Here is a 9,425-nt window from a genome sequence, read left to right as displayed (position 1 = left end):
AATCCTGTCTCTCTCCAAAGAGAGACAGGTTCTTGCCAGTCAAACTATTTTGCCCCTCAATCTATTCTTTAGCAAACGGCAAAAACCTTGTGTCCCTTTGGAGGGACAGCAAGAACAGCGCCCGCTGTTACTTGCGGGGAGGACTGGCGCCAGGGCCTCAGTGATTGGCATGCCAAGAATTTACTTTCCTGCCCCAAAAGTCCGCTCCAACCCAGAGCCGTCGGAGCGAGGCCCAGGAATCAGATATGTCAGATGATTGAATTTTTATTCAATCCAATCCCTGTACAACTCCGGACGGCGATCTCTGAGAAACAACCGTTGGGCGTGGGAGCTTTTTACTTCTTCAAGATCAACATCACAGTAAAGAATCTCTTCGGTGCCGGTACCTGCTCTTGCTATGACCTTTCCTTCCGGATCACAAATAAAAGACTCCCCTGCAAAAGTAAGCTTGGCTTCCTCTCCCACCCGGTTACATAAAGCCGTAAAATATCCGTTTTGGAAAGATGCCGTTCGCACTTCGGCTTCATATAATCCGTCCGGCCATTCACCCACTGAACCTGCCTGCGGGATGAACACGATCTCTGCACCTGCAACAGCCAGTGCCCGCATATATTCAGGATAATGGCGGTCGTAACAAATTGCGACTCCGATCTTGCCAAATGGAGTTTCATAAACCGGGGCTCCATTATTACCGGGCGTATAATAAGCTTGTTCATAAAAACAGGCGTAGTCTGTGATATGAACCATCCTTGTAGTTCCCAAAATAGTCCCGTCGGTATTGATCACGGGAGAGCTGTCATACAAGTCATATAAAGAGTCACCTTCTCTCTCATATAAATTCAGGACGATCACTACCCCAAATTCTTTGGCGATCTCTGAAAATGCATCCGTTATGGGACCCGGAATGGATTCCGCATGTTTAGCCGGGTCTTTTGGATCCTGATACTGAGGATAAAAAGGTTCGAAAGCTAATTCTGCAAAACAAATAATATCAGCTCCGGATGAAGCAGCTTCACGAGCCGCCTTTAATCCTCTGCTTAAATTCAGCTTTTTATCTTCAGTACAGGATTGCTGCACAAGCGCGATCTTCATAGAGATTCAGTAGTTAGTGAGAAATAGACTCAAAACTACGAAACAGGATCCAATATTCAAGCTTACTGATTGAATTCTCGAATTTTAAATATCCGGGTTTGCAGCTTTCTTGCGATCACGTAATTTTTTTATGGCATAACCACCGCCGGCCGCTGCAAGCAGACTTAAACCACCGTCAATTGGGGCCGGGCTTGGAGTTGCAGGAAGTCCTGGGGTTTTGCCATGTCATGATGCTAAATATTAGAAAAACTTGACAAATTGCACCTATGATCAGTCCACTATCTACCAATCCAACACTCTCTCTTTAACGAACTCTCATATACCCCAAATAAAAAAGGCTCCAAATTGGAGCCTTATAAAAAATCTTATTTTTTCTTCTTGTGTCTGTTTTTTCTCAGACGCTTTTTACGCTTGTGTTTAGCTATTTTCGCGCGCTTTCTTTTTTTACCACTCGGCATAAATACTCACCTAAATGTGTTTTATAAAAATTACTGTTGTTCGAACGGCCATAAAAATAAGAAGAAATGACAGGTTTTCTAAATCAATTTTCAACCATATGTGATTCGTTCACTGCTTCTTTAAAATCTTTCGACATTTTAAGCACAGGAGCATACTGTTCCGGCACAATTACTTCTTCGTTAGTTTTAGGATTTCGAGCTACTCTCTGGGCCCTTTTTACAACTTTAAAACTGCCAAAGCCACGTAATTCAATATTCTCACCACGTTTCATGGCATCGATTACTGTTTCCATGAAACCGTTTACTACAGCCTCAGTTTCAACTTTGGTCAGGCCTACAGATGAAGAAATAACATCTACTATATCTGCTTTAGTCATGATCTAAAAGGTTGATTTTTATTTTATCTATGGGTTTAAAAATACTACAATGAAAACAAAGCTACTAAGAAATCGTTCACTCTTATCTGTAAAAATTCTTTTTTTGATCTTTTCATTCCTCACCCCTCCGGTCTTCTCTTTTAATCTGTAATGATCTCTTAGGGCAGACACAATGAATATTCAGAGTACCCTGTTTAATAAGTTTCCAAATGTTATCCTTTAATATTCCCAAATGTTTTTTACTTTCACCGTGCCTTCTTATTAAATATCCTTAACCAAAAAATTTTATTCATGGAAGTATTTGAAAATGTTGTGAACTGGATGAACAATCTGGTTTGGTCTACCCCGGAGCAATTCCCAATAATGGTGGTGGTTCTTTTGGGATTTGGAATTTTTATCACCCTTCGACTTGGTTTTGTTCAGATACGTCGATTCAGTCACGGGATTAAATCTGTAATGGGTTTCTACGATGATCCTGATGATATTGGAGATGTAAATCACTTTCAGGCCTTAACAACTGCTCTTTCCGCTACGGTAGGTATTGGTAATATTGCAGGTGTTGCTATTGCAATTCACTATGGAGGGCCCGGTGCACTCTTCTGGATGTGGGTAACAGCATTTTTTGGAATGGCTATTAAATACACAGAATGTACACTTGCTGTAGAATATAGGATCCAGAATAAAGATGGTTCTGTATCAGGTGGTCCTATGTATTATATAGAAAGAGGTCTAGGCTCAAACTGGAAATGGCTGGCCGTTTTCTTTGCCGCAATGGCGGTAATTTGTTCTTTCTTAACCGGTAATGCTGTTCAGGCTAACACTGTAGCTGACACCATGTATAGCACGTTCCTGATTCCAAGCTGGGTTTCAGGATTAGTAACCGCAACTTTTGTAGGCGTAGTGATTATAGGCGGAATAAAACGGATTGGGCAGGTAACAGCTCGGCTGATGCCACTTATGGCACTTATTTATGTATTTGGTGCACTCGTTATTCTTACGCTTAACGCCGGAAATGTGATCCCCGCTTTTGGTACTATTTTCACTACTGCATTTACTCCTGAAGCAGGCCTCTTTGGTGTTGGTTCCGGGGTATTCCTCACGACGTTAGTGTGGGGTATTAAACGGGGACTATTCTCAAATGAAGCGGGACAGGGTTCTGCCCCTATTGCACACGGTGCTGCAAAAACTGACGAACCTGTTCGTGAAGGCGTTGTAGCTTTACTCGAGCCATTTATTGATACCATCGTAGTATGTACCATGACAGGACTGGTCATTGTTGCTACCGGGGTATGGGATCAACGCCATGACATGGTATATGAGCCAGGTAACAGCAATAATACCGTAGAAATAACAGACGGAAGCAACACACTGATTATCGAAGACGGTGAACCAGTAAACGGAACTGTACTAAGAAATAATTTTGAAACCGGCGTATTCTTCCTGGATCTTGAAGACAGAGAAGAATTTTCAGGTTCATTAAATGTTAGCACCGGCACCTTTACTGATGAAGCAGGGAATGTAGTTGCTACTGTTTATACAAGCATCATTGAAAATGGTGCACCGCTTACCTCCCTTGCTTTTGAAAAAGGACTGGCACCTATCTTTCCATATGGGAAACATTTAGTTACGTTTTGTGTGCTCTTATTTGGTATTTCAACAGCTATAAGCTGGAGTTATTATGGAGACCGATCTATACAGTATCTGGCAGGTGACGGATCTATCATTTACTATAAGATCATATATTTAGTTATGCACTTTTTAGGAGCTATTTTCCCGCTGGCCACTGTCTGGGCTATTGGAGATATTGCACTTGGATTGATGACTTTCCCGAATATCATCGCTCTTTTTGCCCTTTCAGGTTCTGTGGCAGTAGCCAGCAAGACCTACTTCAAGAAAATGGAAATGGAAGAGTTAGAGGAAAAAAATTAATAACTCATGGCCCAAGTCACTGAAATAGACCACCCGGTTGTAAAGCACTATCTCAGTATTTTACGTAATAAAAAAACTGAGACAGCTGCCTTTCGCCGGGCAATGGGAAGTATAGGAACTATTCTTGCTTATCAGGCACTTTCTGATTTACCACTCAAAACACAAGAGGTGGAAACACCCATACAAACAACTATGGGACATAAAGCTGGGCCTGAGGTTTTTGTGATTCCTATTTTAAGAGCCGGACTCAGCCTGGTGGATGGCATTATTAATTTTATGCCGGATGCTAAAGTAGGGCATATTGGCGTTTATCGAGATGAGAAGACTCACGAACCAGTAAATTACTATCACAATTTTCCGGGCGGCCTTAATAACGCCTATACCCTTGTAGTTGATCCTATGTTGGCTACAGGAGGAAGCGGATCTCATGCTCTGAATTTTTTAAAAGAAAACGGAGCCGACAACATCCGTTTTGTTTCATTAATTTGTGCTCCTGAGGGAGTAGAAAGGCTACAAAAAGATCATCCCGATGTTCCAATAATAACAGCCGCAATAGATGAAAAACTTAACAAAGACGCATTTATCGTACCAGGCCTCGGCGATGCCGGAGACCGTTACTTTGGCACACTTTAGATGCCTGTTATTTTTTCTTATTGCTACCACGATCATTTCAGGTTGTGGCGACCTTTCTGAATATGAAAATAAACAGGTTAAAGAAGCCCTGAGTGATTCTCTTTTCAACCTTACAGAAAGCTGGAATATTGATATGGAGATAATGGAAGAAGGCCAGCTTAAACTTAAGTTAACCGGCAGCTATGCTGCTTCTATTAAGAATGAAACGAGGAACATCACCAGAATAAGCGGACCTGTTTATATTGAGATCTTTAATGAAAATGGGCAACCGGAAACATTTGTTAATTCTGACAGCGCCGTTTATAAACCGGATGAATCCATCTTTGAACTTTTTGGAAATGTGAAGGTTAAAGCCCCGGGAGATAAACGGCTCTACTCAACTTACCTGAAGTGGGAACGTGCAAGCGATCAGGTAAGTACGCCCGAATCACTTACCATCGTCACCCCTACCGACAGCATCAATGCCATAGGCTTTTACGGTGATTCTGATCTCAGTAACTACACCCTGCGAGAAGTAAGAGGAGAGACAATAATTAATTGAAAACATCTGTATACATAATCGTTTTGGTTTCAGGGATCGTTCTTTCTGCTCTCCCCATACAAAAAGTATGGGCACAAACACGGGTTCAAATAGAAAGAGCTGAAGAAGTTGAAATGATTACCCGAGACGGTGAACCTGTCAGAAAATTGTATCAGGCTCGAATAATAATCGGCAACATTGAAATGGTATCTGACAGTGCATGGCATTTTTTAAACCGTGATGAGATCCAGGCCTTTGGCAATATTCAAATTGATACACCGGACGAGACCATCTGGACTGACACGCTTTTTTATAATGCCGATCAGGAAGTAAGCCAACTCCGTGGCCGGGTTATCATTTTGCAAGACAGCACTACTCTTTTCGGTGAAAGTGTTGACTATAATTTTCTAACCAAAGTAGCACAATTTCAATCCGGGATAAGGCTTGAGGATGAAGGAGGGACCCTTATCGCTCAAAGAGGAACATATTTTCAAAATCAGGATAGTGCTATATTTAGAGGAAATGTACAATTAGCCGACACGGCCCAGTATGCGGAAGGGGATAGCCTTTTTATCAATCGAAAATCAGAGTTTCTGCAGCTTTACAGTAATATTTTTGTAGTTGACAGCACTAACAACGGTCTTTTGACAGGGGAATTCCTTGAAGCTGACTCAACCGGGAGAAGATATGTTGAAGGGAACGCTTACCTTCGTCGTGTCAGTTCAGATACAACAGATACCACCCACATTAATTCTGACAAACTGCTAATGCTTGATCAGGATACAACAAACATTATTCGCTCTTTCGGGAATGTCAGCGTTTGGTCCCCTGATTTTTCATCTGTCTCCGATACTCTTTTATACGATTCTTCCACTGAGGTTTTTGAACTCATTTCAAATCCTATTGCTTGGCATAAAAATATTCAGCTGACCGCTCCATATATAACCGTACAAATGGATAGCAATGAAGTACGCCAACTAAATGCTTACCATAAAACAATCACTGTTCAAGAAGACAGTGTAACCGGCCGTTTGCACCAGATCAAGGGCGATACATTGATTGCCGACTTCGCTGATGGCAATATTTCCCGCATAAAAGTTTATCCAAACAGCCAGGTGCTCTACCATACAAAAAATGAACAGGGTGAACCGGATGGAGCCGTTCAATATTCTTCTCCTCAAACCATTATGTATTTCAACGAAAACGAACTTACCCGGGTTGTTGCAGGCAAGAATGATGGATATTTCTTTGAGGAATTTCCGGGATTAAAAGACCGAACTTTGGAGGGTTTTACCTGGGATCCAAACCTAAGACCGGAGCGTCCGAAAACTGAGGCTGAGCCCAGATTTCCTCCTGTTCCACAGATCAGACCGTTTGAACTTCCTAAACGCTTCGTTGAATATTTACAGCAAAAAAATACTGATCAATAACCAAATTCAGGATCGCTTATGAGCTCTTGGACCCTCAAATCTATTCCGCCACATGACTGGTTCCTTTGCCTGGATGTTGAATCCTATTTCGATCACGAGCATGAACCGGAAAAAGTTTTTGAAGAAGGATTTATCCGCCCTGTTCCCATTGGGGATACGGATGTTATAGTAACCGTATTTTTTAACGGAGATCCCGAAAATCCGGAATTCCATATCAAGTCTGCCGAATCTTTATCCAAAGAAGAAATTACGGAAGCCAATAAAAGTCTGACTAAGATCTTCGGAACAGACATGGATTTGCGTCCACTCTACGATCAGGCCAAAGACGATAATGTACTGGGAAGTAAACTCTCGGAACTATACGGGCTGAAACGTATGACCCGAGCCAATCTTTTTGAAGATATTTTATACCGTATCGTCCAAATGCAGATGAATCATAAGCCGACTGCCAAAAAGATGATGTTCAAGATCCGTGAGGCCTACGGCTCAGCACTCATGCTCGGGAAACAATCCTTTCCAGCCTGGCCTCGTCCCCATCAGCTCATGAAAGCAGATCCTGCCAACATTCGAAAATTAGGTCCTACCCTTCGAAAGGGACAATACCTGGTGGGCTTGGCCAACGACATTGTAGCGGGGAATGTGAATATGGATCACTTAATGGAATGCGATCCACAGGAATTCTACGACATTATCACGAACATAAAAGGAATCGGTCCAACCTCCGGACAGGACCTGATGATGATGCGCGGACGGACGGATGCCGTCTTCCCTTCCAACAAAAAAGCCGATGAAGAAAAGGGACTGCGCCGGTGGATCATCTACAGCTACGGAGAAGATCCCCACAACACGTCCGAAGAACGCTTTCAGGAACTCATCCAAAACTGGAAAGGCTATGAAGCCGCAGCACTTGAGTTTCTATATGTGAATTATGTTTTGAAGGAGAAGGAAGAGCGGGCTAAAAAGTGATTTTGCCCTCAGTCTAGCCCCGAAGGGGTGACCTACCTTAACATCGGGTGTAGCCCGATGTTGAAAGATATCTCTATGTCACTAGCCCTGAAAGGGCGGCATAACCTTGTAGAATCAATCCACAGAATTTATTCTAATCCCATACATAACGCTCATCATAGTCTACGTTATATTTTTTTTAAAATGCCAGGTACTCTTCTTGAAAAGTTTTCTTTCTGTGATGCTCTTTTTGGTTTACTATATATTTTGTCACAACGTTCACTTCGGATGGATTTACCGAAAACGCTCCATAGCCATCTTGCCAATAAAACTGCTTTAATTCATCAGATTTAGTCTTTATCCATTTTGAAGAGTGAGATTTTAATTCCTCCAGTAATTTTATCAAGGCTATTTTCTTCGACATTCTGCATAAAATATGCACGTGATCCATATATCCTCCAATTTTTATAGGCGGAGACTCCATTCGATTACAGATCCCACCGAGGTAAGCATAAAGTTCATCTTCTATCTCCGGTTTTATAAAAGGCTGGCGATGTTTAGTACTAAAGATAATGTGAATGTAGTTTTGAACGAGTGATTGGCCCATAGCTTTTATATTTCGCCCTTTCAGGGCTTATTTAGATAGTTGTTGTTTACTTCTCTTCCACAGGGCTACACCCTGTGTTCTGGTAAATCACCCCTTCGGGGCTAACATCTATACTATAATAAACGGAAGTGATATATAACATCACTTTCCTTATAAGAAGTCTCTTAAGCTTGAAAAATTCAACCTAAAAATATTACTGGCACCACAAAAAACTAATCTCCAACCGGATTTTCATAAAGGGCAAAATTAGCTTCATCTAAGCGCACTCCGAGATGATGTTCAGAAACGTGCGTTAAAAAAGTGTCTTTTGGAAGGCTGACCAGGTCCGTTATTTCACCTTCCATATTTAATACGAGCCATATATCTCCGCTCCCTCTTAAATTTGATTTGAGCCAAATTTTATCATTGTTGAAAAGCATGTTATCAGCTCCTGCTTTTACTTCCGGTAGTAAAGATTCTACATCGCCCCAATCTCCGGTATGAAATCCCTCGACTTCTGCCTTGATCGAATCTTTTTCAGTAGAGGAAATTTCTTCAGTTGGTAAATCCACAGAAATAGTTCGTAGTGTATCAAAATCCGCATTGATCTCGGCGATTAAATCAGTACGAGTGTCGTAAAGCAGTAGTGACCTCCTCTCCGGGGCCGCTACAATAAATTGGCTATCTGAGAAAGGCACCATCATGGCCGTTCCTGCTCTTCCATTTATTAAATCACCCAGCGGTGCATATAGCTTGCCTTTAAGAGCGATGGATTCCCCATATTCTTCATTCTCCAAATCATATTTGATGAGTAATTTATCATCCATCTTGTCTACCACAAGCTGAGAGTTGCTCAACTCCAACAGCAAGCTTCCTTTTTCAAATGTCGGATAGGCTCTGTCAACCCTGTACTCCTGATGAGATCCCACTAAAAACTCTTCAATTAAGGAAAGATCTTCCCGGTCGAATATCACGATCTTTTGAAGATTCTGATCATACACGTAGATCTCGTTTTCTCCCATGGTTGGAACTCCAACATCCATCAGTTCGCCCGGGCCCCTGCCCTCTGCTGTCTTGGCGAGGACCTCGTTACCATCCCTGTTTGTTTTTACCAAAGTTGCCGGACCCCAGATAGGCAAAATAACTCCGCCCTCATCCGTTGCAAAAGAATTGAGTCCCAGAAATGAATAATAAAGCGAATCTATGTGGTCGAATTGTTGAATTTTAGCCGGGACTTTTACCACCAATTCCTCATAGTTTGAGGTATTTTTCTTGTTCTCTGATTCCGTGCAGCCCGAAGCAATCAAAATCAATGTAATATAGAACAGCTTACTCTTTACAAGTCGATCGATCCCGCATCTCATTTATTTTCTATGTATATAAATATTGTGATTACTAAACTTCAGCCAAATGTAAGAGAAATTTTTTAAAAGCATATAAATACTATCTTATCGA

At 41.8% G+C, this 9,425-nt stretch carries 10 protein-coding genes and 1 pseudogene; 6 read left to right on the top strand and 5 right to left on the bottom strand.

Annotated elements, in window-relative coordinates; all coding sequences use genetic code 11:
* A partial coding sequence (locus tag VFM80_RS12445) for a hypothetical protein (RefSeq protein ID WP_395072152.1) occupies positions 1 to 256 on the top strand: 256 nt, incomplete at its 5' end.
* An 8-nt stretch (positions 257 to 264) separates the two neighbouring features.
* Here the strand turns inward: VFM80_RS12445 and VFM80_RS12440 are convergent.
* The 3 genes and pseudogenes from VFM80_RS12440 to VFM80_RS12430 form a co-directional block, all read right to left on the bottom strand.
* Positions 265 to 1,092 (bottom strand): nitrilase-related carbon-nitrogen hydrolase, encoded by an 828-nt coding sequence (locus VFM80_RS12440; RefSeq protein ID WP_395072151.1) that lies wholly within the window; start codon positions 1,090 to 1,092, stop codon positions 265 to 267.
* Between the two features lie 84 nt (positions 1,093 to 1,176).
* Positions 1,177 to 1,305 (bottom strand): annotated as a pseudogene (locus VFM80_RS12435) (PID-CTERM protein-sorting domain-containing protein); the annotation flags it as partial.
* A 328-nt stretch (positions 1,306 to 1,633) separates the two neighbouring features.
* On the bottom strand, positions 1,634 to 1,927 hold the full coding sequence (locus VFM80_RS12430) for an HU family DNA-binding protein (protein WP_395072150.1): 294 nt from the start codon (positions 1,925 to 1,927) through the stop codon (positions 1,634 to 1,636).
* Between the two features lie 291 nt (positions 1,928 to 2,218).
* On the opposite strand from VFM80_RS12430, the gene VFM80_RS12425 reads away from it, so the two are divergent.
* Genes VFM80_RS12425 through VFM80_RS12405 form a run of 5 tightly spaced genes read left to right on the top strand, consistent with a single transcriptional unit; the run spans position 2,219 to position 7,405 of the window.
* On the top strand, positions 2,219 to 3,856 hold the full coding sequence (locus VFM80_RS12425) for an alanine/glycine:cation symporter family protein (protein ID WP_395072149.1): 1,638 nt from the start codon (positions 2,219 to 2,221) through the stop codon (positions 3,854 to 3,856).
* 6 nt (positions 3,857 to 3,862) lie between these two features.
* Positions 3,863 to 4,489, top strand: a complete 627-nt coding sequence (gene upp / locus VFM80_RS12420; RefSeq protein WP_395072148.1) for a uracil phosphoribosyltransferase — start codon at positions 3,863 to 3,865, stop codon at positions 4,487 to 4,489.
* Complete coding sequence (gene lptC / locus VFM80_RS12415) at positions 4,476 to 5,030, top strand: LPS export ABC transporter periplasmic protein LptC (RefSeq protein WP_395072147.1); 555 nt, start codon at positions 4,476 to 4,478, stop codon at positions 5,028 to 5,030. Before upp ends, lptC begins: the two co-directional genes overlap by 14 nt.
* Positions 5,027 to 6,439, top strand: a complete 1,413-nt coding sequence (locus tag VFM80_RS12410) for an OstA-like protein (protein ID WP_395072146.1) — start codon at positions 5,027 to 5,029, stop codon at positions 6,437 to 6,439. The genes lptC and VFM80_RS12410 overlap by 4 nt, the downstream gene beginning before the upstream one ends.
* An 18-nt stretch (positions 6,440 to 6,457) precedes the next feature.
* A complete protein-coding gene (locus VFM80_RS12405) occupies positions 6,458 to 7,405 on the top strand; it encodes a DNA-3-methyladenine glycosylase family protein (RefSeq protein ID WP_395072145.1) in 948 nt (315 codons plus the stop codon).
* Between the two features lie 178 nt (positions 7,406 to 7,583).
* Here VFM80_RS12405 and tnpA read toward each other — a convergent pair whose 3' ends face one another.
* Positions 7,584 to 7,991 carry an IS200/IS605 family transposase gene (gene tnpA / locus VFM80_RS12400; protein ID WP_395072144.1) on the bottom strand — a complete coding sequence of 136 codons (408 nt, stop codon included), beginning with the start codon at positions 7,989 to 7,991 and terminating at the stop codon, positions 7,584 to 7,586.
* A 212-nt stretch (positions 7,992 to 8,203) separates the two neighbouring features.
* On the bottom strand, positions 8,204 to 9,334 hold the full coding sequence (locus tag VFM80_RS12395; protein ID WP_395072143.1) for a hypothetical protein: 1,131 nt from the start codon (positions 9,332 to 9,334) through the stop codon (positions 8,204 to 8,206).
* Between the last annotated feature and the right edge of the window lie 91 nt (positions 9,335 to 9,425).

The sequence above is a fragment of the Gracilimonas sp. genome, from assembly GCF_035704785.1.
In the GTDB taxonomy this organism is placed as follows: Bacteria; Bacteroidota; Rhodothermia; order Balneolales; family Balneolaceae; genus Gracilimonas.
This window is presented reverse-complemented; position numbering and strand designations above follow the sequence as displayed.